Origin of the sequence: Congzhengia sp. (genome assembly GCF_037235575.1) — a bacterium.
Taxonomy (GTDB): domain Bacteria; phylum Bacillota; class Clostridia; order UBA1381; family UBA9506; genus Congzhengia; species Congzhengia minquanensis.
Genome location: NZ_JAXUNN010000038.1, coordinates 52,969 through 76,824, shown reverse-complemented (window position 1 = coordinate 76,824; position 23,856 = coordinate 52,969). Strand labels below are relative to the sequence as shown.

General features: G+C 46.0%; 25 protein-coding genes, 1 tRNA gene and 1 pseudogene. 9 read left to right on the top strand and 18 right to left on the bottom strand.

Going from position 1 to position 23,856, the window contains the following annotated elements; all coding sequences use genetic code 11:
- Window positions 1-191 precede the first annotated feature (191 nt).
- The 14 genes and pseudogenes from yunB to WIG73_RS09040 form a co-directional block, all read right to left on the bottom strand.
- A complete protein-coding gene (yunB, locus tag WIG73_RS09105; protein ID WP_337400246.1) occupies window positions 192-893 on the bottom strand; it encodes a sporulation protein YunB in 702 nt (233 codons plus the stop codon).
- A 64-nt stretch (window positions 894-957) separates the two neighbouring features.
- Window positions 958-2,169, bottom strand: coding sequence for an NADP-dependent isocitrate dehydrogenase (locus tag WIG73_RS09100; protein ID WP_337400245.1), 1,212 nt, complete (start codon window positions 2,167-2,169; stop codon window positions 958-960).
- A gap of 23 nt (window positions 2,170-2,192) precedes the next feature.
- Window positions 2,193-4,130, bottom strand: coding sequence for an aconitate hydratase (locus WIG73_RS09095; protein ID WP_337400244.1), 1,938 nt, complete (start codon window positions 4,128-4,130; stop codon window positions 2,193-2,195).
- An 89-nt stretch (window positions 4,131-4,219) separates the two neighbouring features.
- Entirely contained in the window at window positions 4,220-5,584 is a 1,365-nt protein-coding gene (locus WIG73_RS09090) for a citrate/2-methylcitrate synthase (protein WP_337400243.1), read from the bottom strand.
- 41 nt (window positions 5,585-5,625) lie between these two features.
- The gene (locus tag WIG73_RS09085) at window positions 5,626-5,916 is read right to left on the bottom strand and encodes a cupin domain-containing protein (protein WP_337400242.1); all 291 of its coding nucleotides are present in this window, start codon (window positions 5,914-5,916) and stop codon (window positions 5,626-5,628) included.
- A gap of 75 nt (window positions 5,917-5,991) precedes the next feature.
- Window positions 5,992-6,519 (bottom strand): CDP-diacylglycerol--glycerol-3-phosphate 3-phosphatidyltransferase, encoded by a 528-nt coding sequence (gene pgsA, locus WIG73_RS09080; RefSeq protein WP_337400241.1) that lies wholly within the window; start codon window positions 6,517-6,519, stop codon window positions 5,992-5,994.
- 20 nt (window positions 6,520-6,539) lie between these two features.
- The gene (gene rimO, locus WIG73_RS09075; RefSeq protein ID WP_337400240.1) at window positions 6,540-7,865 is read right to left on the bottom strand and encodes a 30S ribosomal protein S12 methylthiotransferase RimO; all 1,326 of its coding nucleotides are present in this window, start codon (window positions 7,863-7,865) and stop codon (window positions 6,540-6,542) included.
- A 115-nt stretch (window positions 7,866-7,980) separates the two neighbouring features.
- Window positions 7,981-8,160, bottom strand: a pseudogene (rpoZ, locus tag WIG73_RS09070) (DNA-directed RNA polymerase subunit omega); the annotation flags it as partial.
- Window positions 8,161-8,189: 29 nt separating this feature from the next.
- Window positions 8,190-8,792: a guanylate kinase gene (gene gmk / locus WIG73_RS09065; RefSeq protein WP_337400239.1), complete on the bottom strand. Its 603-nt coding sequence runs from the start codon at window positions 8,790-8,792 to the stop codon at window positions 8,190-8,192.
- A complete protein-coding gene (locus WIG73_RS09060; RefSeq protein ID WP_177680534.1) occupies window positions 8,782-9,066 on the bottom strand; it encodes an extracellular matrix/biofilm biosynthesis regulator RemA family protein in 285 nt (94 codons plus the stop codon). The genes gmk and WIG73_RS09060 overlap by 11 nt, the downstream gene beginning before the upstream one ends.
- Before the next feature lie 18 nt (window positions 9,067-9,084).
- The gene (locus WIG73_RS09055) at window positions 9,085-9,963 is read right to left on the bottom strand and encodes a YicC/YloC family endoribonuclease (protein WP_337400238.1); all 879 of its coding nucleotides are present in this window, start codon (window positions 9,961-9,963) and stop codon (window positions 9,085-9,087) included.
- 25 nt (window positions 9,964-9,988) lie between these two features.
- Window positions 9,989-11,899: a tRNA uridine-5-carboxymethylaminomethyl(34) synthesis enzyme MnmG gene (gene mnmG, locus WIG73_RS09050; protein WP_337400237.1), complete on the bottom strand. Its 1,911-nt coding sequence runs from the start codon at window positions 11,897-11,899 to the stop codon at window positions 9,989-9,991.
- Window positions 11,900-11,981: 82 nt separating this feature from the next.
- On the bottom strand, window positions 11,982-13,262 hold the full coding sequence (locus WIG73_RS09045; protein WP_337400236.1) for a glycosyltransferase: 1,281 nt from the start codon (window positions 13,260-13,262) through the stop codon (window positions 11,982-11,984).
- A gap of 73 nt (window positions 13,263-13,335) precedes the next feature.
- Entirely contained in the window at window positions 13,336-14,382 is a 1,047-nt protein-coding gene (locus tag WIG73_RS09040; RefSeq protein WP_337400235.1) for a M23 family metallopeptidase, read from the bottom strand.
- 95 nt (window positions 14,383-14,477) lie between these two features.
- Between WIG73_RS09040 and WIG73_RS09035 the strand changes: the two genes are divergently transcribed.
- Entirely contained in the window at window positions 14,478-15,332 is an 855-nt protein-coding gene (locus WIG73_RS09035; protein ID WP_337400234.1) for a polysaccharide deacetylase family protein, read from the top strand.
- On the opposite strand, the gene WIG73_RS09030 is transcribed toward WIG73_RS09035, so the two are convergent.
- On the bottom strand, window positions 15,329-16,105 hold the full coding sequence (locus WIG73_RS09030; protein ID WP_337400233.1) for a helix-turn-helix domain-containing protein: 777 nt from the start codon (window positions 16,103-16,105) through the stop codon (window positions 15,329-15,331). The genes WIG73_RS09035 and WIG73_RS09030 overlap by 4 nt on opposite strands.
- A gap of 101 nt (window positions 16,106-16,206) precedes the next feature.
- On the opposite strand from WIG73_RS09030, the gene WIG73_RS09025 reads away from it, so the two are divergent.
- Together WIG73_RS09025 and WIG73_RS09020 are read left to right on the top strand one after the other, a co-directional pair.
- The gene (locus WIG73_RS09025) at window positions 16,207-18,009 is read left to right on the top strand and encodes a beta-L-arabinofuranosidase domain-containing protein (RefSeq protein ID WP_337400232.1); all 1,803 of its coding nucleotides are present in this window, start codon (window positions 16,207-16,209) and stop codon (window positions 18,007-18,009) included.
- Window positions 18,010-18,089: 80 nt separating this feature from the next.
- Window positions 18,090-18,166 (top strand) — tRNA-Arg (locus WIG73_RS09020).
- A gap of 104 nt (window positions 18,167-18,270) precedes the next feature.
- On the opposite strand, the gene WIG73_RS09015 is transcribed toward WIG73_RS09020, so the two are convergent.
- The 3 genes from WIG73_RS09015 to WIG73_RS09005 form a co-directional block, all read right to left on the bottom strand.
- Window positions 18,271-18,660, bottom strand: coding sequence for a site-specific integrase (locus tag WIG73_RS09015; RefSeq protein ID WP_337400230.1), 390 nt, complete (start codon window positions 18,658-18,660; stop codon window positions 18,271-18,273).
- A 186-nt stretch (window positions 18,661-18,846) separates the two neighbouring features.
- Window positions 18,847-19,656 carry a helix-turn-helix domain-containing protein gene (locus WIG73_RS09010; protein WP_337400229.1) on the bottom strand — a complete coding sequence of 270 codons (810 nt, stop codon included), beginning with the start codon at window positions 19,654-19,656 and terminating at the stop codon, window positions 18,847-18,849.
- The gene (locus WIG73_RS09005; RefSeq protein ID WP_337400228.1) at window positions 19,631-20,248 is read right to left on the bottom strand and encodes a helix-turn-helix transcriptional regulator; all 618 of its coding nucleotides are present in this window, start codon (window positions 20,246-20,248) and stop codon (window positions 19,631-19,633) included. The genes WIG73_RS09010 and WIG73_RS09005 overlap by 26 nt, the downstream gene beginning before the upstream one ends.
- A gap of 144 nt (window positions 20,249-20,392) precedes the next feature.
- On the opposite strand from WIG73_RS09005, the gene WIG73_RS09000 reads away from it, so the two are divergent.
- The 6 genes from WIG73_RS09000 (at window position 20,393) to WIG73_RS08975 (ending at window position 23,295) form a co-directional block, all read left to right on the top strand.
- Window positions 20,393-20,578, top strand: coding sequence for a hypothetical protein (locus WIG73_RS09000; protein ID WP_337400227.1), 186 nt, complete (start codon window positions 20,393-20,395; stop codon window positions 20,576-20,578).
- On the top strand, window positions 20,575-20,817 hold the full coding sequence (locus WIG73_RS08995; RefSeq protein WP_337400225.1) for a DNA-binding protein: 243 nt from the start codon (window positions 20,575-20,577) through the stop codon (window positions 20,815-20,817). The genes WIG73_RS09000 and WIG73_RS08995 overlap by 4 nt, the downstream gene beginning before the upstream one ends.
- 13 nt (window positions 20,818-20,830) lie before the next feature.
- Window positions 20,831-21,637: a phage replisome organizer N-terminal domain-containing protein gene (locus tag WIG73_RS08990; protein WP_337400224.1), complete on the top strand. Its 807-nt coding sequence runs from the start codon at window positions 20,831-20,833 to the stop codon at window positions 21,635-21,637.
- Between the two features lie 21 nt (window positions 21,638-21,658).
- Entirely contained in the window at window positions 21,659-22,435 is a 777-nt protein-coding gene (locus tag WIG73_RS08985) for an ATP-binding protein (protein ID WP_337400223.1), read from the top strand.
- 105 nt (window positions 22,436-22,540) lie between these two features.
- On the top strand, window positions 22,541-22,750 hold the full coding sequence (locus WIG73_RS08980; protein ID WP_337400222.1) for a hypothetical protein: 210 nt from the start codon (window positions 22,541-22,543) through the stop codon (window positions 22,748-22,750).
- Window positions 22,747-23,295: a sigma factor-like helix-turn-helix DNA-binding protein gene (locus WIG73_RS08975; protein WP_337400220.1), complete on the top strand. Its 549-nt coding sequence runs from the start codon at window positions 22,747-22,749 to the stop codon at window positions 23,293-23,295. The genes WIG73_RS08980 and WIG73_RS08975 overlap by 4 nt, the downstream gene beginning before the upstream one ends.
- Window positions 23,296-23,856: the final 561 nt, after the last annotated feature.

Below are 23,856 nucleotides of genomic sequence, written 5' to 3'. Positions count from 1 at the left end.
TTCTCGTCCTCCTTATATAATTTTTGATATACCTATTCCCATTGGCTTCATTATAACAAATGTATTTACTATAATCAATATAATTTAAAAATAAAAAAATATATTTTTTATACAAGTTAAACAAAAAAGGCCACAGCAAACAATTTGCTGTAGCCTTAATGACACACATCGTTTATAAGATATTTTTACCGCTATTCGGCAAGCTGAAGCACGTCGTCTTCAAACTGGTAGCCGTCCCGGTCTACGTTGGTGTAGCTTTCGGGAATATCGCCGACGATAACGGTTTGGATAATCGGCACGGTGGTTTCAACGGTGCTCTTTTTGTTCATGGCAGGCATGAGGATGGACATATCCGCTTTCACGCTGACGGTTACGTCGCATTTTGTCTGATTGATGCCCGCCTCGGTGAAGTTGGTTTGAATGTCGGTCACTACGTTGCCATATGGCTTCACCTGAAAAGAGAGTTCCGGCCCGCAGCCTGCAAAAATGTCGTTCCCCATAAGGCTTCCCAGCGGAACCTTCAGCTGGTCTTGGTTCAGCGCGGAAATTTTTTGCAAAATATCTAAGCTCAAATCAGATTTGAGTTTGTTCACACCCGCAAGATTTGACTTCACCGCATTGATTTTATTATCGTCGGTGCGCTCAAACTCCACAATATCGCTGTATTTCATTTCCTGAGAAAACTTTTGTGAAATTGCCTCGTTAATCGTTCGCACGGCAAGCTCTTTCGCGCGGTTTTCCGCCAAAGCGGCAAAGGCCGGGCGCATGACGGAAAGCGCATAAACAGCGGAACATAGCAGAAAAAGAACACAGCAAACCAGCGCCCCCCAGCGGGCGGCTTTTCGTTTGGCAGACTTTCGGGCAAATATGTACCGTTTCGGACCAAGACGCAATAAAAACACCTCTTTTCACATACTACATGATATGCAGTACACGAAAAGAGGTGAAAAAATAAACTTACATCATTTGTTTTAAGCGTTTGTCTACTTCAAGCAAAAAGCCTTCTGTGTCTACCTTCTGCTTGTTCGGAAGGGAAGACAGCAGGTAAAGGTCGCCGGTCATCACGCCGTCTTCAATGGTCTTTATAGTGGCGCGTTCCAATTTGTCTGCAAATTCGCACAAATCCGAAAGGCCGTCAAGCTCTCCGCGTTTTCTTAAAGCTCCCGTCCACGCAAACAGGGTTGCCACGCTGTTGGTAGAGGTTGCCTCTCCCTTTAAGTGCTTATAATAGTGGCGCTGCACCGTGCCGTGAGCCGCCTCATATTCATAAACGCCGTCGGGCGAAACCAAAACCGAGGTCATCATGGCAAGGCTGCCGTAGGCCGTTGCCACCATGTCGCTCATCACGTCGCCGTCGTAGTTTTTGCAGGCCCAGATATAGCCGCCCTCAGAGCGGATTACTCTTGCCACCGCGTCGTCAATCAGCGTATAGAAATATTCAATTCCGGCATTTTCAAACTTTTCTTTATATTCCGTTTCAAAAATTTCTGCAAAAATATCTTTAAACCGGTGGTCATATTTTTTCGAGATGGTATCTTTGGTGGCAAACCAAATGTCCTGCTTGGTGTCCAGCGCAAAGTTAAAACAGCTTCTTGCAAAGCTTGCAATTGATTTGTCCGTGTTGTGAATCCCCTGGATAATACCGGAGGCGCCGTTCATTTCATGAATCAGTTCCCTGGTTTCGTTTCCGTCTTTATCCGTGCACACCAGCTCGCACCGGCTGCCCTCTGCCACCTGCATTTCCGTGTTTTTATACACGTCGCCGTAAGCGTGGCGGGCAATGGTGATGGGCTTCGTCCAGGTTGGGATATAGGGGGTAATGCCCTTCACCAGAATCGGCGCGCGGAACACCGTTCCGTCTAAAATCGCGCGGATTGTTCCGTTGGGCGACTTCCACATCTCTTTTAAATTATATTCCGGCATTCTTGCAGCGTTGGGCGTAATCGTCGCGCACTTTACCGCAACGCCGTATTTTTTTGTGGCCTCGGCAGAGTCCACCGTAACCTGGTCGTCCGTTTCGTTTCGGTGCGTAAGTCCTAAATCGTAATACTCTGTTTTTAAGTCTATGTAAGGCGTAAGCAGAATATCCTTAATCATTTTCCAGATAATTCTGGTCATTTCGTCCCCGTCCATCTCAACCAGCGGGGTTTTCATCTGAATTTTTGACATAGTTGTTTCCTGCCTTTCTGTGGTTATTTTGCAAGCGCTTCCCGAGTAAAATCGAGCAGGCCTCCTGCCAGCATAATTTCTTTTGCGCGGCCGCTTAAGTCGCTCCTGCATTTAATTTTATCGCCTGTGGTTTTGTTTTCAATCACAATGTCTTCTCCGTTTTTCACAGCTTCAATTAAGCCGCTTGCGCAGAGGATATCCCCCTGGGAGATTTTGTCGTAGTCGGCCTCGTTTGCAAACGTTAACGGCAAAATTCCGGCATTGATTAAATTAGAGCGGTGAATTCTGGCAAAAGATTTTACCAGCACGATTTTCACGCCCAGGTACAAAGGCGCTAAAGCCGCATGCTCTCGGGACGAGCCCTGGCCGTAGTTTGCACCGCCCACGATAATGCTTTTGCCCAGCTCTTTTGCCCTTTGCGGGAATGTTTCATCGCACACGGTAAAGCAATGCTCAGAAATTTTCGGAATGTTGGAACGCAGGGGCAAAATCTTCGCGCCGGCTGGCATAATGTGGTCGGTTGTGATGTTGTCGCCCACCTTTAAAGAGCAGGCGCACTCCAGCTCGTCCTTCAGCGGCGCCGTTTCCGGATAGGGCTTAATGTTGGGGCCGCGGAGAATTTCCACACTGTCCATTTCCGCTTCGGGGGCGGGAGGCTCTATCATATTATCGTTAATTTTAAATTCGTCCGGCATTTTAATTTCCGGCATTTCCCCTAAGGTTCTGGGGTCTGTCAGCACGCCGCTGATGGCGGAAACCGCGGCGGTTTCAGGGGACACGAGATAAATTTGTCCGTCTTTTGTGCCGGAACGCCCTTCAAAGTTTCGGTTAAACGTCCGAAGCGAAATACCGCCGGAGTTGGGCGACTGTCCCATACCGATACACGGGCCGCAGGCGCTCTCTAAAATTCTTGCGCCGGCGTCAATCATATCTCCCAGCGCGCCGTTTTCTGCAAGCATATTCAGCACCTGTTTTGATCCGGGGGCAATGGAAAGGGACACGTCGGGGTGCACGGTTTTTCCTTTTAAAATATAGGCAACCTTCATCATGTCCTGATAGGAGCTGTTGGTGCAGGAGCCAATGCACACCTGGTCGATTTTCATATCTCCCAGCTCCGATATGGGTTTTACATTGTCCGGCATGTGGGGGCAGGCGGCGTAAGGCTCAACCTGCGACAAGTCGATGTCGATGACCTCGTCGTATTCCGCGTCGTCGTCCGCAGATAATGGAACCCAAACGTCTTCCCTTTTCTGCGCTTTTAAAAATGCTTTGGTAATTTCGTCAGACGGGAAAACAGAAGTGGTTGCGCCCAGCTCTGCGCCCATGTTGGTAATCGTTGCGCGTTCGGGAACGGAAAGGGTTTTCACGCCCTCGCCGCAATATTCAATCACCTTGCCCACGCCGCCTTTGACTGACATGCGTTTTAAAACTTCTAAAATAACGTCTTTCGCCGCTGTCCAGGGGGAAAGTTTTCCGGTTAGGTTCACCTTCACTATGTTGGGATAGGTTATGTAATACGCGCCGCCGCCCATGGCAACGGCCACGTCCAGCCCGCCTGCGCCGATTGCCAGCATACCGATGCCGCCGCCGGTGGGGGTGTGGCTGTCAGACCCGATTAAGGTTTTTCCCGGAATACCGAACCGCTCTAAGTGCACCTGATGGCAAATACCGTTACCCGGGCGCGAAAAATAGATACCGTGTTTTTTTGCCACCGAGCCGATAAACCGGTGGTCGTCGGCGTTTTCAAAGCCAGATTGCAGGGTGTTGTGGTCGATATATGCTACAGACCGCTCTGTTTTCACCCGGGGAATTCCCATTGCCTCAAATTCCAAATAGGCCATGGTGCCCGTTGCATCCTGCGTCAGCGTCTGGTCGATTCTAATTCCGATTTCCGTACCTTTTTTAAACTCGCCGTCCACAATGTGGTTTTTGAGAATTTTTTCCGTAAGCGTAAGTCCCATCTTTTAAAATCCTTTCTTTGTATCATTTATCGTTCCTTTTTAGTATAACACAGCCCGCCCTTTGTGTCAACGGACGGCGTCTTTGCAGTTTATCTGTCTGCGAGCTTCACATAAGGGCGGTCGGCAGACACTGAGGTGTATGCCGGGCGGATAATTTTGCCCGCGTTAATCAGCTCTTCGATTCTGTGGGCGCTCCAGCCTGCCACTCTTGCCACCGCGAAAATGGGGGTGTAAAGCTCTTCCGGCAGTTCCATCATAGAATAGGCAAAGCCGCTGTAAAAGTCAATATTCGGGCTGACGCCTTTATAAATTTTCCTCTTTTCGGCAATCACTTCCGTGGCCAGCCGCGCTACGTTGTTGTAAAGCGCAAATTCCTTTGTTTTGCCCTTTTCCTCAGAAAGCTTGCCCACCAAGCCGCGAAACACGCCTGCACGGGGGTCGGAAACGGAATAAACCGCATGGCCCATACCGTAAATCAGGCCGGAGCAGTCGAAGGCCTCTTTGTTTAATATTTTCAGTAAATATGCCTTAATTTCCTCGTCGTCGTTCCAGTCGGACACATGCTTTTTAATGTCTGCAAACATGTGAGTGACCTTAATGTTCGCGCCGCCGTGTTTCGGGCCTTTTAAAGAACACAAAGACGCCGCCATGGCAGAGTATGTGTCGGTTCCCGATGAGGTTACAACGTGGTTGGTAAAGGTGGAGTTGTTGCCGCCGCCGTGTTCTGCGTGAAGCACCAGTGATAAATCCAAAAGCCGCGCTTCAAGCTGGGTGAACGACTTGTCCGCCCGAAGCAGCCTTAAAATATTTTCCGCGGTGGAAAGCTTCGGGTCGGGGTTATGGATAATCAGCCCCTTGCCCTTGATGTAGTGCCGGTAGGCGCGGTAGGCGTAAACCGACAGAAGCGGAAAGTTCGCAATTAAGTGCAGGCACTGCCGGAGCACGTTGGGAATGGATATGTCATTGGCATTTTTATCGTAAGAATAAAGCTGAAGAACGCTTTTTGCCAGGGAATTCATAATATCCTGGTTGGGCGCTTTCATAATGACATCGCGGACAAAGTTTTTCGGAAGCGTCCGCGCGTCGCTTAAAAGCTTGCAGAAATCGTTTAAGGTTTCGCCGTCCGGCAGCTCGCCAAACAGCAGCAGGTAAACGGTTTCTTCAAACCCAAACCGGTCTTCCGCCAAAAAGCCGCCGACCAAGTCTTTTACATTGATGCCGCGGTAGTAAAGCTCGCCCTCGCAGGGCACGGTTTTGCCGTTTTCCTGTTTCGATGAAACAATTTTTGAAATTTCGGTCAGCCCCGTGACAACGCCTTTTCCGTCTAAGTCCCTGAGGCCTCGTTTCACCTGGTGTTTCTCATAAAGTTCCGGTGTGATATGATTGTTTTTTGTACACAGTTCGGAAAGAGCCGTAATTTCCGGTGTGACCGCCGAATAGTTTTTTAATGCCATAAAAATCCTCCTATTCTCCGCATGCATTGCGGCTTTAAAAGTTATCTATAAAATATGCACAGCCAGATACACTGGGTTGTTTTTAAAACTCTGTGTCTGGTGTGTTTGGGAATGACAAGATATTCTCCTGGGGCGAGGCGTGTTTTGTGTGTTTCAAACTCCAGCTCCGCCTCGCCTTTTAAAAGCAGAACCCACTCGTTTTCCTCCTGGTCGTACCAGCCGGAGGTCTGTCCGCAGGAAACAATTTTTTCAATTCGTATAGTTTCGTTTTCCTCTAAAACGGTTGTAATTTCCTCCGGAAAAGCTTCATTCGGATAATCGAACAAGTTCACAATAACACTTCCTTTCCGAATGCACAACGTGCACGGTTAAAAAACAGCTGTCCGTTATATACGGGCAGCCGCAGGCTATTTATAAGACAAGTATTTTTTATTTTTCACCACGTAATCAACGCCGGAAAACAGCGTTAATATCAGGTTTATCCACATACAGATATCCACAATGAGAACCTTTTGCATAAAAATCAGGGCGGTTGTTATGGCAATAAACTGCCAGGAGGTTTTCAGTTTTCCCCAGATGCTGGCCGCTACCACGTTGCCCTCGGCCGCCGCCGCTATGCGGATGCCCGAAACCGTAAATTCCCGCGCCAAAATCACAATCGTAATCCAGGGATTCACGATTTTTGTCCAGGTTAAGCACACCATGGCGGCGGAAACCAAAACTTTGTCCGCCAGGGGGTCCATTATTTTTCCGAAGTTTGTTACCTGGTTGTTTTTTCTTGCCAGGCGGCCGTCCAGCCAGTCGGTAAAAAATGCGGCCGCGAACAGCACAATGGCAATTACATTGGAATATGGAACAAAATCATAAAGAAAAAACACAATGAAAAGCGGAATCATTATGACCCTTAGCAGCGTTAATTTATTTGGTGTGTTCAATATCATGTCCCCTTTTACGCTCACTCTACCTGCACACCAGTGCAGTCGTAGCTGTCGGCGTCTAAAATTTTCACTTTTACAAAGCTGCCGGGCAAAACTTCGTCTTCTGTGGCAAAATAGGTTACGGTGTCCACCTCAATGGAATCTGCCGCTGTTCTTCCAAAATACATGAGATTCTCCCTATCATATCCTTCCACCAGCACTTCCACCGTTTTTCCGATTTTGTTTTTTTGAAGATGTGCCGAAATATCGTTTTGTGCCTCCATCACCCGTTCCTGCCGTGCAAGCTTTATGCGCTCTTCAATTTGTCCCGCAAGGCGGGCAGCAGCGGTGTTTTCCTCCTGGGAGTAAGCAAACGCGCCAAGCCGCTCGAACCTGGTGGTTTTCACGAACTCCAAAAGTTCTTCAAATTCTTCTTCGGTTTCTGTGGGAAAACCCGTAATTAACGATGTGCGGAGGGTTAAATCCGGAATTTTGTCCCGCAGTTTTTGGATTAATTCCGTGATCTGTTCCTTTGTGGTTTTTCTGCCCATGAGCTTTAAAATGCGGTTATTGATGTGCTGGATTGGAATATCCATATAATTTACAATTGTTTCATTGGCCGCAAAGGCTTCTATCATGCTGTCTGTAATGGATTCGGGATACATATAGTGCACCCGCACCCAGCGGACGGACTCAATTTGACACAGCCGCGTAAGGAGCGCGGACAGTTTTTCTTCCCCATACAGGTCGTAGCCGTAGCGCGTGGTATCCTGTGCGATAACGATAAATTCCCGCACACCCTGTTTGGCGAGCTCCTCGGCTTCTGCCACAATTTCTTCAAAGGGGCGGCTTCTGTATTTTCCTCTTAGCTTTGGAATTACGCAGTAGGTGCATTTATTGTCGCACCCGTCGGCAATTTTTAAATATGCGCTTGCGCTCCCGGTGCTTAAAATCCGGGGCAGCCCCTCTGGGATTTCGTCGTCAATATGGCCCGACAGCACAGGCTTTTCACCCTTTTGTGCCTGGGTAATGACTTCGGCAATTTTATGATAGTCCCCGGTGCCAACCACCGCGTCTACCTCCGGCAGCTCGGCTAAAATATCGTCTGAATAGCGTTCCGCCAGACAACCTGCCATAATCAACAGTTTGCACTTTTTCTTTTTAAATTCGGCCATTTCCAAAACGGTGGCAATCGACTCCTCTTTTGCCGCGTCGATAAAGCCGCAGGTGTTCACAATGATAATATCGGCATTTTCAGGATCTGCCACAATGCCAAAGCCTGAACTTCCCAAAATTCCCAGCATATTCTCCGTGTCCACCCTGTTTTTCGGACAGCCTAACGAAACAATTCCAATATTAGTCATTTTCCGCTTCATTTGGCTCTGAAACAGCTTCTTCGCCGGCTTCTGCATAGAGTTCTTCTGTGTTGTGCAGCACCTTTTCAATAATGCCGTCTGTACCCTCGTAATTGATGATGGAAAGCGTGCCGTCGGCAATTTCTTCCGCCGCCTGGGAAATTCCCCTTGCGCCGTCTAAGGGTTCGCCTTCTTCCTCCCCTTCCTCGCAGATTTCCCGCGCACGCTTAGAAGCCGCGATCACCAAGCTGTATTTACTGCCCGCTTTCTCCAAAAGGTCTACAATAGACGGGTATAGCATCATAACAAAATCAATCCTTTCAATTTTTTATCTTAAAAATGCGCAAGTAACGCCTTGTTTCTCGCTGTTTTACATTTTTCACTGCTTAAAATGGAAAGAAACGCATTCGCCGCGTCCTCCACATTGTCGTTTACAATCACATAGTCATAATTTTCTGCCTGGGAAAGCTCCCAAACCGCGGTATTCAGCCGTTTTTCCACAACCTCCGGCGGTTCTGTTTGTCTTCCGGTAAGCCTGTTTTTCAGCTCCTCCAAAGACGGGGGCAGATTAAAAATCAGCACCGCGTCGGGGAACGCCGCACGCACCTTCATTGCACCCTGCACTTCAATTTCCAGCACCACATCTTTTCCCTCGTTTAACCGCTGTTCAATTTTCTCACGGGGTGTGCCGTAGAAATTTCCGCAGAATTCGGCCCACTCCAAAAGTCCGTCTTCCGCCAGCAAAGTTTGAAACGCTTCGGGCGTTAAAAAATAATAATTTACGCCGTCAATTTCGCCCTCTCTGGGCGCCCTTGTGGTGACGGACACAGAAACTTCAATGTTTGGGTCAGAACGCATTGCCTGCTTTAGAACCGTTCCCTTGCCGGAGCCGGAAGGACCCGACAGCACCACCAAAAGTCCGCGGTTATTCTTCACCTTCTTCGCCCTCCGTTTCCTCCGGCTCTTCCACCACTGCGTTTTCATCGAGTCTGTGGGCCACGGTGCCGGGCTGCACGGCGGACAGGATAATATGGTCGCTGTCCATGATAATAACCGCCCTGGTGCGCCTGCCATAGGTGGCGTCGATTAACATGCCGCGGTCTCTTGCATCCTGAATCACGCGCTTAATGGGCGCTGATTCCGGGCTGACAATGGCCACGAGCCGATTTGCCGAAATTATGTTTCCAAAACCTATATTGATCAGCTTCATGTGACTGTTCTCCTAACGTTACTCAATATTCTGAATTTGCTCCCGCAATTTTTCAATTTCAGATTTTATCTCCACAACATTTTTTGCAATGCCAAAGTCGTTTGCCTTTGAGCCGATGGTGTTGGTTTCACGGTTGATTTCCTGCACCAAAAAGTCCAGCTTACGGCCTACCGGCTCTGACAGGGCAAGAATTTTTTCCAGCTCTGTAAAATGGCTTTTTAAGCGCACCAGCTCTTCGTCGATGCAAACCCGGTCGGCCATGATTCCCACCTCGGTAAGCAGACGGGACTCGTCAATTTGAAAATTCCCCAAAAGTTCTGTCATTCTGTCTTTTAACTTTTGAGAATATTCCGCTACAATCTGGGGCGTGCGCGTTTCAATTTCCGCAATCAGCCCCTGAATGGCTTCGGCCCGGGCCGCAAGGTTCTCCCGCAGGCGTTCGCCTTCCCTAAGGCGCATTGCCACAAAGTCCTCCACCGCAGCTTTTAAACAGGAAGACACCAGTTCCCACACCTTGTCTTTGTCCTCCTCCTGCTGGCGGGTGATGAAAATATCGGAAAACCGCGAAAGGTCGGATAGTCCAATTTCGTTTTTTAAATTATATGTTTCTTTCAGCTCTTTTAAAACATTGTAATAGTTTTCACTTAAAACATGATCTAAGGTAATGACCTTGTCGTCGTTGGTATAGTTTTCTATGTAGACAAAAATTTCAACCTTGCCCCGGGAAATTTCGCCGGACATAAATTCTTTAATTTTTTCCTCCAAATAGCCGTAGGCCCTGGGGACTTTCACGGTAATGTCGCAGTATCTGTGGTTTACCGACCGGATATCAATTACAATTTTCCTGTTTTCGTCAATGTGTTCACAGCGGCCGTAGCCTGTCATGCTCTTTATCATAAGAAAAATTCCTTTCCTGTCTTTTTTACAGGCGGTTCTGCTCTAAGTACACCAGAAGAACCGAGATGTCCGCCGGGCTTACACCGGAAATTCTTCCCGCCTGGCCGATGGAGGACGGGCGCATTTTCACAAGCTTTTGTCTTGCTTCAATCCGCAGTCCGTCAATTTTTTCATAGTCAATGTTCTCCGGCAATCTGCGCTCTTCTAACTTTTTAAACTGTTCCACCTGTTTTTGCTGCCGGGCGATGTAGCCTTCATATTTCACCAAAATTTCAACTTCCTCAGCCTCCTGCCCGGTAAGCCCCTGTTCTTCGCCAATCAGAGATATTAGCCCCGTATAGTCTAGCTCGGGGCGCTTTAGCAAATCGCAGAATTTTGCGCCGGTAGATATCGGGGTTGAGCCGTGTTCCTTTAAAAAGGACAGCACTGCATCTGACGGCGGAAGCACTATTTTTTCAAGCCGTTTTATTTCCCCTTCAATTCTTTCCTGCTTTTTACAAAATAATGCATACCGCCGGTCTGAAATTAAGCCGATTTCATGGCCTAGGGGGGTGAGCCTTGCATCGGCATTGTCCTGCCGGAGCAAAAGCCGGTATTCCGACCGCGACGTCATCATCCGGTATGGCTCATGGGTACCTTTGGTCACCAAATCGTCAATCAGCGTTCCGATATAGCTGGTAGAACGGTCCAGCGCCACGGGGGGCTTTCCCTGGGTTTTTCTTGCCGCGTTAATCCCTGCAATTAAGCCCTGGGCCGCCGCCTCCTCATAGCCGGAGCTGCCGTTAAACTGTCCTGCGCCGAACAGACCGCGGATTTCTTTAAATTCCAGCGCTAAATCAAGCTGGGTAGGGTCGATACAGTCATACTCAATGGCGTAGGCCGTACGCATCATTTTTACGTTTTCTAAGCCCTTTATGCTTCGGAGCATTTTTATCTGCACGTCCTCCGGCAAGCTGGACGACATGCCCTGCACGTACATTTCTTCGGTATTTTCGCCCATCGGCTCGATAAAGAGCTGGTGGCGTTCTTTATCGTGAAACCGCACCACCTTGTCCTCAATAGAGGGGCAATACCGCGGGCCGACGCCCTCGATTTTGCCGCTGTAAAGCGGTGAGCGGTGCAGGTTGTCCATGATAATTTTATGCGTTTCTGCATTTGTATATGTTAAATAACAGGATTCTTTATTCTCTCCCGGATTTTCGGTTTCAAAGGAAAAGGGCGTGATGGTTTCGTCCCCGTCCTGACGCTGCATTTTGGAAAAGTCCACGGTGCTCCGGTTCACTCTGGCAGGGGTGCCGGTTTTAAACCGCATAAGCTGCACGCCGCACGCAAGCAAAGACGCAGACAGCCCTTCCGCTGCCCTGGTTCCGTCCGGCCCGCCGGCGTAAGCCGTGTCTCCGATGATAATTTTTCCCTTTAAATAGGTGCCGCTGGCAATGATGACGCACTTCGCCGGATAAAACGCGCCCGTGTGGGTTACAACGCCTAAAACCTTATTATTTTCTATAAGAAGCGATGTGACCTCGGCCTGTTTTAAGTCCAGATTTTCGGTCAGCTCAATGGTGTGCTTCATTACCTGCTGGTATGCCCGCCTGTCAGACTGCACGCGCAGGGAGTAAACAGCCGGCCCTTTGCCCCGGTTTAGCATTCGCGACTGCAAAAAGGTTTTGTCCGCCGCCTTGCCCATTTCGCCGCCCAAAGCGTCGATTTCCCGCACAAGGTGTCCCTTGGCGGTTCCGCCGATAGACGGGTTGCAGGGCATGTTGGCCACGCTGTCTAAATTTAAGGCAAACACCGCCGTTTTTGCACCCAGTCTGGCTGAGGCCAAAGCCGCCTCGCAGCCCGCGTGCCCCGCGCCAACCACAATTACGTCATAGCTCTCCGCAAGATAGGACGCCCCCTCCGGGATTTGCGGAAAACCGCTGTTTTCTTCCATGGAACTCTCCTTTGGTTTATCTTAAAGTGAATTTATCTTATTTATTATATCACAAATGCTGGATTTTCGCAACTAAAATTTCTTACTTTTGCATATATTTCCCTTTGTAGCCTTGATACATTTTCTCCGCAGCATGTGTAAACAGCGCCGCATTTTGTTCCTTATTGTCCAGCAAAAACAGCTCTTTTACGGCCGATTTTAAAGCGGCAACATCGCCAAAGGGCACAAAATTTGAGACTTTCGGCGAAACCGTTTCCGGCGCGCCGCCGCTTAAAAATCCTGCCACAGGCGTACCGCAGGCCGCAGCCTCCAAGCAAACGGTGGGAAAATTATCCTCCCGGCTGGTGATTAAAAACACATCTGCCCCGCGGTAGAGGTTGGCCATTTCTTCCGGGCTCTGTTTTCCGGGAATCAACGTAACGTTGGGCGGGCACAAAACCTCTTCCTGTGCGCCCACAATCAAAAACCGGGTTTTGGGCATGGTTTCCGCAAGCTTCAGCACATATTCTCCGCCCTTGCGGCCGCTCATGATGTTTTGCGCCGCCGCAAGAACCACATGTTCCTCTTTTATTTCATATTCGTCCCTTACGCTGTTTTCCCCGGGGCAGAACGTGCCCGGCTCAATGCCGTTGGGGATAACGCAAATGGGGTGGCCGGACAAAATACTTTCTTTTGCCCTGTCCGCCAGCCACCGGGAGGGGGAAACAACCGTTAAGGTATGAAACTCTGAAAACACCTGTTTTTTTAACAGCCAGAGCGCGCGGGACTTGTCCAAAAGCGCGGCGGGGTATTCGCCCATGCGCGGACAATTGCCGCAGCCGCCGGCTGCGCCGGGGGCTAAAGCCCCTTTTAAACTAGCTGCACCGGGGCTATTTACTGTGCCGGGGCTGTTTGCCGCGTTTGGGCCGTTTGTCCGCCACTTTTCGCACTCTCCCGAAAAGGCGCACCGGCCCGTGAACAAAAACTCGTCATGGAGCGTGAGAACCGTTTTTATTTTCCGTTCTTTTAAGAATTCAAGCAGGCGGAAAATGTCTGCATAGTATCCGTGCAGGTTATGCAGGTGCACCACATCGGGGTGAAAGGTTTCCATTTTTTCTAAGATCCTGTCCGTGCTTTTTTTTCCAAAGCAGCCTACGCGGCCGGAAAGCCGGGACAAAAGTGCGTTTACATACCGCTCCGGCGCGGTCTGCACCGACTGCGTCGGGGCCATTGCCTGCGTCGGGGCTGCCGGCTCCGTCGTTTTCGGGCCGCGGGCATACAAAAACCGGGACTCCGCCCCGTCCCGCAGGAGCCGCCTATGGATGCTGTTTGCGATTGCTCCCGTACTGCCGCTATTTGAAACGTTGATTTGAAGAACTTTCAACTTTAAAACCGCCTTAGCGCCTGTGTGCGCCCTTTATCATTTGTGTTTATTATACTAAACGAAAGCCGGTTTGTCAATCGGCGAACACCTCGATATTCGGCTCATACATCTGGTATTTGCGGTAAAATTCTTTTTCGCCCTCTGGCCTGTAAACTGCCGATTTGTTTTGGTCTAACAACTTTGTAATAGCGTAAATATCTATCCAAATTTCTGCTAAGGCATCCTTCTGGGATTCGTCAAAAATAAGCTGCATTCCCCAATGCAGGTGGGGCGTGTTAATGTTGTTTACGTTTTCTTTTGTGCTGTAGCCCGTCATACCCAGATAGCCGATTACCTCGCCGGCAGTGACAATTTTTCCCTCATACATGTCGTTGTAGGGGTGGTCTTTGCGCAGATGGGCGTAGTAATAATACCGCTTTTTGTCAAAGCTTCTGATTCCAATGCGCCAGCCGCCGTATTGGTTCCAGCCAACGCACTCCACATAGCCGGATTCCACTGCAATGACCGGCGTTCCCACGCTGCCCATCATGTCGTGGCCCAAGTGCTTTCGTTTAAAACCATAGGAACGGGACGAGCCGAAATCGTCAAAATCGGAGTAGCTGTATCCCTTTGCAATGGGAGAAAACGCTTTTAAGCCATATTTTCGCTCCACGACCTTACCGCCGTTTCCGTCGTCCTTTTCAATTTCAAATTCCCCCACAAAACCGCCTAACACTCCTTCGTAGGCCTCGCGGTAATAGGGAAACGCCTTAAGTTTTCCAGTTATATCGGTAAGCGGGGTTCCCTTTTCCAGCTCGTCGGTAATTTTTTTTAAGTCCGACGATTTATAGCCGGAAAACGTCCCGCCGTTTTTCGACGCCAGACAGGCCAAAAGGTCCAGCCAGCTTGTGTGCTTTTCCGTGCCGTAGGTGCCCACATCATATTTTAAGCAGTCTGACAGGGCGGTGTAACACACGTTAAAATCCACCCATTTTATAAAGTCTTTGCCTTCCTGGTTTTGCTCCACCGCAACCGTTTCCGGCGGGTTTGCCATCACAAATCCGGCAGTGAGCAGCGAAACCGCCGTAACCAAACTGCAAAAGATATAAAAATGCTTTGCACTCTTTAATTTTTCAAACAAAATTCTCACCTCGGTGAAATATATGATTGATACAAGCCTGGCATGAATATAATTTAAAACATAACTTGTTTTGCAAAAAAGAAAGGAAGACAGACATGAAACGAATTTTATTCCGTTTTGTTGTATTTGCAGCTTGTATTGCCTTAATATTTGGCGTGTTCCACGCCGGGGCATATATCTGCTGCTTGGCGGAGGAAACCCGCGGGGCGGAATATGAACTGCCCATTATTATGTATCACCACATTTTAAAAGAAAAAAGCAAGCAGGGAAAATTTGTTATTTCCCCCGACGAATTTGAAGCTGATTTAAAATATTTAAAAAAGAACGGCTACACGGCCATCACAGCAGACACGCTGATTCGCTACCACGAAGACGGCGAGCCGCTTCCCGATAAGCCTGTTATGATTACCTTCGACGACGGATATCTTTCTTATTTAGAATATGCCGTTCCCCTTTTGGAAAAGTATGATATGAAAGCCGTTGTTTCCATTGTTGGCTCTTACACGGACGAGTATTCTAAAATCAACGACAGGTGTGTTTCCTACGCCCATTTAAACTGGGACGATGTAAATCAGTTAAGCAACAGCACGCACACGGAAATTCAAAACCATACTTACGACATGCACAAAATTTCCGGCGGCAGGAACGGCTGTTCGAAAATGCGCGGGGAGAAAACGGAACACTATCAGAAGGTGTTCACGGAAGATGTGAAAAAGATGCGCGATTTGATTTACCAGAACACGGGGAAAAATGCGGACTGTTTTACCTATCCCTTTGGCTTCCTCTGCGGCGAGTCTGAGGAGGAAATTAAAAAAATGGGCTTTAAAATGAGCCTCTCCTGCTCGGAGGGCATTAATAAAATCAGCCGTGACTCCTCCCTCTTTAAGCTGGAACGGTTTAACCGGGAACACAAACGGCCGGTGGAAAAAATTTTGGAGGGCAAAAATTAGCGCGCGTTCATGTGGGTTTTAAAGTTCCTGCTGCGATACTTCGTCGGGGTGGTGTTTTCATGATATTTATAAAAATTTATGAACAAATTCGCCTCGCGAAATTCCAGCATTGCCGCAATTTCCTTTACTGAATAAACAGAATTGTCTAAAAGTTCATTTGCGCGATTAATAATAAATTTATCTATAACACTTTTTAGTCCGACTCCAAATTTTTGCTTTACAACTTTAGAAAGATATTCCGGGTGGTAGCCAAAATAAGCGGCTGTTTTTTGAGCAGTAAGCTGGGCGCTTGCGTTGATACGCACATATTCATAAACCCGGTTGGCTAGCCGCTCGCTTCCGGTTTGGCCAGGGACGGTAATTTTCAGAATATTAAGCAGGTGCAGGAGGGCAGGCTCTGCCGCCTGTTTTCCGCACAGGTTTTCCAGGTGCAGAATTTCTGGAAAGATTCTGCCGCCGGAAAAGCTTTGAAACAGAGAACGTTCAGGCAAAAATTCGCTGATATTTCCTGATATTTTAAAGTGGTGCCAGTAAAATGAGGTGGGCGTAACCGATTTACAAACCCCGCTGTGTGCAATACCGGGACGCAAAATTTTCAGGTCGCCTTTCTGCAGGGTAAATTCCGTCCCGCCCTCCTCCATAAAGGCAGTACCGCGCACCATATAGATAATTTCATAGGTTTTTTCTTCCCTCTTTGGATGAATCCATTCCGCCTCGGTTAAAAACAGTCCGCCGCCGCAATAGGCAAGGCTGCCGGTTTCGGTTTTTAACATATCTGATTTTCACACCTTTCATCTGCTTTTTTCTATTGACTGTGCTTGCAGTTTATTATACGATAATAGCAGTTACGTTGTCAAGAAAAGGAGAGAATACCATGAATTACAGCGCATATAAAAATGTAAATTTATTGGGCGGACTTCTGCGGGAAAAGCAGGAGCTGAATCGGAAAATCACAATTCACGCTGTTTGGAAGCAGTTTGAAAACACAGGCCGGATTGGCGCCTTTTCCTGTGTATGGGAAGAGGGAATGGAGCAAAAGCCACATATTTTTTGGGATTCTGATGTGGCAAAATGGATGGAGGGCGCGTCTTATATTTTGGCAAAAACCAGGGACAAGGAGCTTGAGGCAAAAATTGAGTCTTTAATTGACAAATTTGAAACGAACCAGCAGCCTGACGGATATTTTAATATTTATTATACCGTGTGCGAGCCGGGAATGCGGTTCACAAAGCGGGAAGATCACGAGCTTTACTGCGCCGGACACTTCATTGAGGCCGCTGTGGCTTATTATGAAGCAACGGGAAAAGACCGTTTTTTAAAACTTGTGATGCGCTATGCAGATTTGATTGACCAAACGTTTCACATTAAAAACAGCGCCGCCTTCACCACGCCCGGCCATGAGGAAATTGAACTCGCCCTGATTCGCCTGTATCAGGCTACAAACGAGCCGCGCTATCTTGCTTTGTCAAAGTTTTTTATAGAACACCGCGGTGCAAACGAGAAAGACGGCCACCGCCCTTCCTCTCAGGATTTTCCCATTCGTTCCCAGCGAACCGCCACCGGACACAGCGTGCGCTGCCTTTATTTATACACGGCCGTCAGCGCCCTAGCAAAAGAGCTGGGCGACAGCGAACTCGCCCGGCGGTGCCAGGATATCTTTTTTGATATATATTCCCATAAATTATATATTACAGGCGGCGTCGGTTCCACAAATTTGTATGAAGGCTTTACCCGAAAATTTGACTTGCCCAACAGGGGCGCATATGCGGAAACCTGCGCCGCCATATCGCTGGCCTACTTTTGCCGCAATCTGCTGGATTTAGAGAAAAAGTCTGTCTATGCCGATATTTTGGAGCGTACGCTTTTTAACGGGATTTTATCCGGACTCTCAATAGACGGCAAGGCGTTTTTCTATGAAAATCCCTTAGAAATCAATGCAAAAACAAACAACCGGCTCATAGATGCGGCCGGCACAGAACACCATGCCGCCACACAGCGCAAAGAAGTGTTCGACTGCTCCTGCTGTCCGCCTAATATCAACCGTTTTATTGAAGAATATGAGAGCTTTTTGTACGACAGGGAGGGCGAGTCCGTCTATGTGCACATTTTGGCCGAAAGCACCTTTGACGACGGCACAGCGCACGTGGAAACGCACACAAATTATCCGTTAGACGGAAAAGCAAAAATTGTGTACCGGGGAGCAGAATTTCTTTGTGTGCGTGTTCCCGATTGGTGCAGCAACTTTACAGCCAGCTCGCCATATACCATGGAAAACGGTTATGCGCGGTTTCATCATCCGGGAACCGTTTCGTTAGAGTTTCATATGGATCCGGTCTTAGTGGAGGCAAACCTGAACGTGCAGAACAACATTGGCAGGGCGGCCCTGATGTTTGGGCCTTTGGTTTACTGCGCCGAAAGCGTTGACAACGGCGAAAATCTGCATGCCCTTTATGTGAACCAAAATTTAAATGCCAAAGTCGCCTTTGACCCGTTTTTCGGCGCCAACGTAATTGAAACAGACGGCTTTCGCAAACTTCAGAATTCTACTGCGCTCTACCGCCCTTATTCAGAAAACTTTTTAGAAAAAACACGGATTAAATTCATTCCCTATTTTGGCTTTGCAAACCGCGGTGAGTCTGACATGTTGGTTTATTTCAAGGTGAAAGAAATAAATTAGAAAAAAATTCTTGCAATTTTAAAACAAACGTGCTATAATAGTATTTGCTGATTTTCAAAAGCAGATTTTAAATAGCGCGTGCGCCATTAGCTCAGCTGGATAGAGTGTTTGGCTACGAACCAAAAGGTCGGGAGTTCGAATCTCTCATGGCGCGCCAAAAAGAAGCCCCACAGCCGCAAGGTTTGTGGGGTTTATACTTTTTATGGAAATATTGTGAATTGCTCCTGTTTGCTACTTATTTGCTACTTACGGCATAAAAAATTAGTTTGCTTTGGCATCGTTAACCGGAAGCATTGCGTCTAAAACCTGCGCCGCTCTTTCGTCTGCGCTTTGGATTGCGTGCGTATAGATATTGGCCGTTGTTGTCATGTCGGCATGCCCCAGCCTTTTTGAAACTGTTCTTAAATCTGCGCCGCCCGCTATTAAAAGCGTTGCGTTTGTGTGCCGCAAGCTATGAATGGAAATATGCGGCAAATTATGCCGTTTTAAAAATTTTCCGAACCAACCGGATATTGTGTCCGGGTGAATCGGCTTTCCGTTCCACTGTGTAAACACCTTGCCGGAATTTATCCATTTATCGCCCAGTTTTAACCGTTGTAATGATTGTTCGCCGCCGTGGCGCTTTAATATATCAATTGCATATTGCGGCACTTTAATGACACGTTTTTAACTCTCTGTCTTTGTTGTATCGTCAAAAATCCCTCTGTCGGTTAAATATAACGATGATTTGTTTATATCAATCAAATTATTATCAAAGTCTATATCCGCCCATTCCAGCCCACAAAGTTCGCCGCGCCGCATACCAGAGTAAAGAAGCGTTGTTATCATTGCTTTGTATTAAAGCGGTTCGTTCTCTAAACAGTTTAACAATTTACTTGCCTGCACTTCATCAAGGTAGTTTGTTTCTTTTCTCGGCACCTTTGGCACTTCTACGCGTCTGCAAGGGTTATACATCAATATTTGCCATTTAACGGCCTTTTCCAGTATAGCGGAAATTAACCTGTGATAATTGGATATTGTTTTTGGCGCGAGTGGTTTATTTTTGTTTTCTGACGCTATAAATATTTTTTCATGCGGCATTTTCAAAGCAGCTGCTATTTTTAAGGCGGATTGTTCAGACACGCAAACACCGTGTACATAATTCCGAACCGTATTAATAGAAATGCCTGATTTTTCCGCAAGTGCAGCTTGGGTTAATTTCTTTTTCTTTAATAGCGGCAACGCGTCAATTTTTGCTTTATAGGTTACGTCCTCTCTGATATTTCCATCCCGAAGATTATTGTAAAACTTCATAATATGGTGCGGCTGAAGCTTATCAAGCCGAATATGTCCGATTGCTGCGTTAATACGTTTTAATAATATTTTATAATCCGTAATGGTTTTTGGCCGAAGTTCTTTCTCTGCATATTCTTTCAGCCAATAGTCGGCAAAGTCAGAAAATTTCATATTGCCGCCCATAAACGAACCGCTATTGCATTGTTCCTCAAACAAAACCTTTTGCCGTTCCAGCTCTTTTTCAATCTGCTTTGGTGTCATGTTTGGTTCGAGTTTCCATGTTTTAAACCGCTGTATCTGTTTTCCCAGGCCGTCATATCCCAGCGACACGCGAATGATATATGTGTTATTCCGTTTCGTTATGCTGGCCATTTATACCTTCCACCACCTCGTCAAGAATATAATTTGTAATTTCAAGTAAAATATTTTGCATATTAAACAACTTCAGATTTAGCTTATCTTCCATGTTTATAATTGAATAATTGTAATCAGTGTTTTCATGAAAATTTGTTTCGAATTCTTCTTCTGAAACTTCAAAAAATTTTACTGTCCGTCTGGTATTCAACATTTTTTGGACTATAATTAGTTCTTTAAATTCTTCAAAAAATTCATGTGTTAAACCACAGGAAAGGAACAAATTTAATGTATCATTTTTATCTTGCTTCAATTCTAATATACGTTCAATTGCTCTTTCACTTAGTCCTGTTTCCTTCGCTATAGTTTGCAGTATCATATCTGCTTTTGCTACGTTCGTCCGGCACAATAAATAATCAGCAGAAACATTAAGAAAATCCGCTATTTTTATAATCTGTTCCGTATTCGGTGTCCTGCTGCCGTTTACAAAATAAGATACTGTGTTATCTGAAATATTTAAATATTGAGCCAATTCTTTTTGTTTTTTGTCAGCATTTTTCAAGGCAAGTCCAATTCTTTCGCCAATCATTTTTTTTATATTATCACTCATTTCGCCCCTCCAGTTTAACGAATTTATTATTCTAAAATAAAGTCATAACAAAACACTTGATTATTTATTATTGTTATGCTATAATTGAATCATAACATAATTGATATTTGAAGTCAATAAGAATAATAAAAAAGGAGAAGAAAAATGAAAAATTTGGACATCAGAGAAGAAGTGAAGGTCGTAAATCTAAAGCTGTGGCAAATAGCGGAACGCTTCGGGTGCAATGATGTAACATTCAGTAAGAAGCTTCGCCGCGAATTCACACCGGAACAAAAAGCAAAAGTAAGGCAAATTATAGCGGATTTAGTAAAGGAGCGTGAAGAAGCATGAGCACACCGCCCAGAATGAGGACGATTAAAGAAACCATAGCGGAACTAAAGCAAATTGACCCGCAAACCGCTATTACAGAATATTATTTGCGGGATTTGGTAAACAGCGGTCAGATTGTATTTGTAAAAGCCGGAAATAAAACGCTGATAAACTTCGATAAATTCCTTGAGTTTCTAAGCGAACCAAAAGCCGATATCAATACATATTTTGAAAATAGCCCAATCCGGCGCATGGTTTAGTTAGGTGACGCACATGGGTGTAAAATGGATAAAAATTGTCACGGATATTTTTGACGATGAAAAAATACTTTTGATTGAAAGTTTGCCGGACGCTGACAGCATTATTGTAATTTGGTTTAAACTGTTATGTCTTGCAGGAAAACAAAACAACAGCGGCGTGTTCATGATGTCAAACAAAATTGCTTGTACAGACAAAATGCTGGCAACAATCTTCAGAAGAAAAGAAACTACCGTTCAACTGGCACTAAAAACATTTGAAGAATTTGGAATGATTGAAATTGTTGACGGCGTTATTACAATTCCGAACTGGGGAAAACATCAAAGTATCGAACAGATTGAAGCGCGAAAAGAATATTCAAAACTATATCAACGCGAATATAGAGCCAAACAGAAGCAACTTGCAGAGTGTAATGATTTACGTAAACATTTACGTAAACAAAACGTAAACACCCCAGATAAAGATATAGAAGAAGATAAGAAAGAGAATAGAGAAAATATATTGCTCGGAGCTGCTTATGCAAACTCCAAGCCGGAGCCTTCGCCGGCTCTTTCTTTGGTGTTAAATGACAAATCTTTTCATCACATCAACCAACCACAAATAGACCACTGGAAAGAACTGTATCCGGCAGTAGATGTTTTGCAGGAATTACGGAAAATGCAGGGCTGGCTTGAAAGCAATCCCAAAAAGCGCAAAACAAGCCGCGGCATCAGCGCATTTATTACAGCGTGGTTATCAAAGGCACAGGACAAAGGAACATCTGTTAAGCCGGAACAGGGACACACCCAATATGATAAATTTAAAACAAGAGAATGGGTTTAACCGCTTTAAGGAGATGTTAACATGAACGGTAATACAGAATATTGCCCGAACTGCGGCAGACAATTAGAATACTTTCAGCCTACGCCTATTTGCAAAGTAATGCCAAAAACATGCGTATGTTATTACGAGCAAAAAGAAAAGGAGCTTGCAACCGGTACAATCAGAGCGCGGGAACACATGCGGAAATTAAGCGGTCTCCCAATTGGTTATATTGAAAAAACGTTTGACAACTTCGAGCCGCGAAACAATGACGAAGCAATATGCAAACGCTTAAGCACCGAATTTGCAAACAAGGACTATAGCAATACCGGTCTGTGGTTTGTGATGGCTGGAACTGTCGGAACAGGGAAAACACATATATCGGCCGCTATTATCAACAGAATGATAGATAATTGTGCGATTGATGAGAATATCGCGCGTCAATTTGTCCCGTTAGGCGGTTTTGGGAATATTACGCCGCCGTGCAAATATATAAGGTGTACAGACTTAATCGCCGGAGTAAAAGAAAGAATGGACAATCATACAGCTGCCGATTTCGAAACAATTTGCAAAAATACGGCCGTCCTGATTTTAGATGATTTCGGCATAACAAGAACCACTGTATGGAATCAGGATTTATTTTACAGAATTTTAGACCATAGATACATAAACGAAAAACCAACTGTAATTTCTACAAATTTGAGCGTTGAAGAATTAAAATCCGCATTTGGAGAACGTACATATGACAGAATAAAAGACATGTGTAAATTGCCTATGATAATCACCGGCGAAAGTTGCCGCGGAAAAGAAAAGAGCTAAGGCCTGCCACAGTAAACAAATACCACAGTCAAACCCAAGCCCCCAGCCAACATAATCAGTTTACCACAGTCAAACGGTTTTTGCAAGTAGTTAGGGGGCTTTATTTTGACAAACGAACATCTTGTAATTTCAGCCAAAAAGGGGGACATATCCGCGTTAGAGCAGCTTTACACGCAGAACAGCGGCATTATTTTTCGCAATTGCCGGCCGTTTAAGCGGTTGGGGTATGAAACAGACGACCTCATGCAGGAGGCTTATTTTGTGCTTTTAAAGGCCATTGACAGCTACAAAGAAGATAGCGCTATCAGTTTGTGACGTACCTTTCCAATCAGCTGAAATGGTACTTTTCAAGATATGTCAAGCGTGATAAAAACCGCCGTGACCTGTGCGTTCTGGATTCTCCCATAGTTGAGGACGGAGAAACCACTAAGGCCGATATGCTCCCGGACGAAGCGGCAGAATTCGAGGACAATGCAATTTATAACGCCGATATGCAACGGGTGTTTGGACTTGTAAAAGACGCGCTAAAGGACGAAAACAACGGCGATATGATGTATGATATTCTGTGTGATGTTTTTGTTGCGGAAAAGACTTTGGCTGAAATAGGCCGAAAATACAGCGTAAACGGAGAGAGAATACGGCAGATAAGAGTGAAAGCCCTTAGAAATTTAAGAAACCCCAAACATAAAAAACTGCACTCGTATCGCGAATACGTCATTGACCGCTCCATATACCATAGCGGATTCACTGAATTCAAGCATACCAACACCAGCAGCGTTGAATGGGCGGTTCTGAAAATGGAGCAAAAAGAAAACAATCATTTTTACGACAGAATCCACAGAAAAGACACAACCATTTAAAACCGCTCTATTTTTTCCCGCATTCGATTTTTCTTTGATATGCTATCCAATATTAGTTTTCTGTAAAAACGCAAATAAGTACTAAAAACAGAGCAAATAGACCGCTATAAAACCCAGGTATTGGGTTGCATTCATTGTTCCGAGTAATTCCGAGTATTTTTCCCAAGTCTACAAAAAAACGGGCTGCCAATGTAGTGTAACCATATTACATCAAATTCGGAGTTGGTAACGGTTAGTAACATTCTTAGTAACACCGCAAAAACCTTGCTATTACTATATTTATAAATAAAATACTATGTGATGTTACTATGTTACTAATATATAGACTTTCTAAACCAAAAAATATAATTATATAGAAAATTGGTAACGTTGGTAACAAACTGATTTTTGAAAACACCGCAAAGCCTTGTGCGGCAAGGGATTGAGGCACTTTTTGAAACCGTTACCAACTTTTGAGTAAGTAACAGTAAGAGGTGAAACCATGAACAGAACGGTGTCTTATATCAGGAACTATCTCTCAATTGTTTTGTCCGCTTTTGATGGGGTACTGTTTCGTTACCC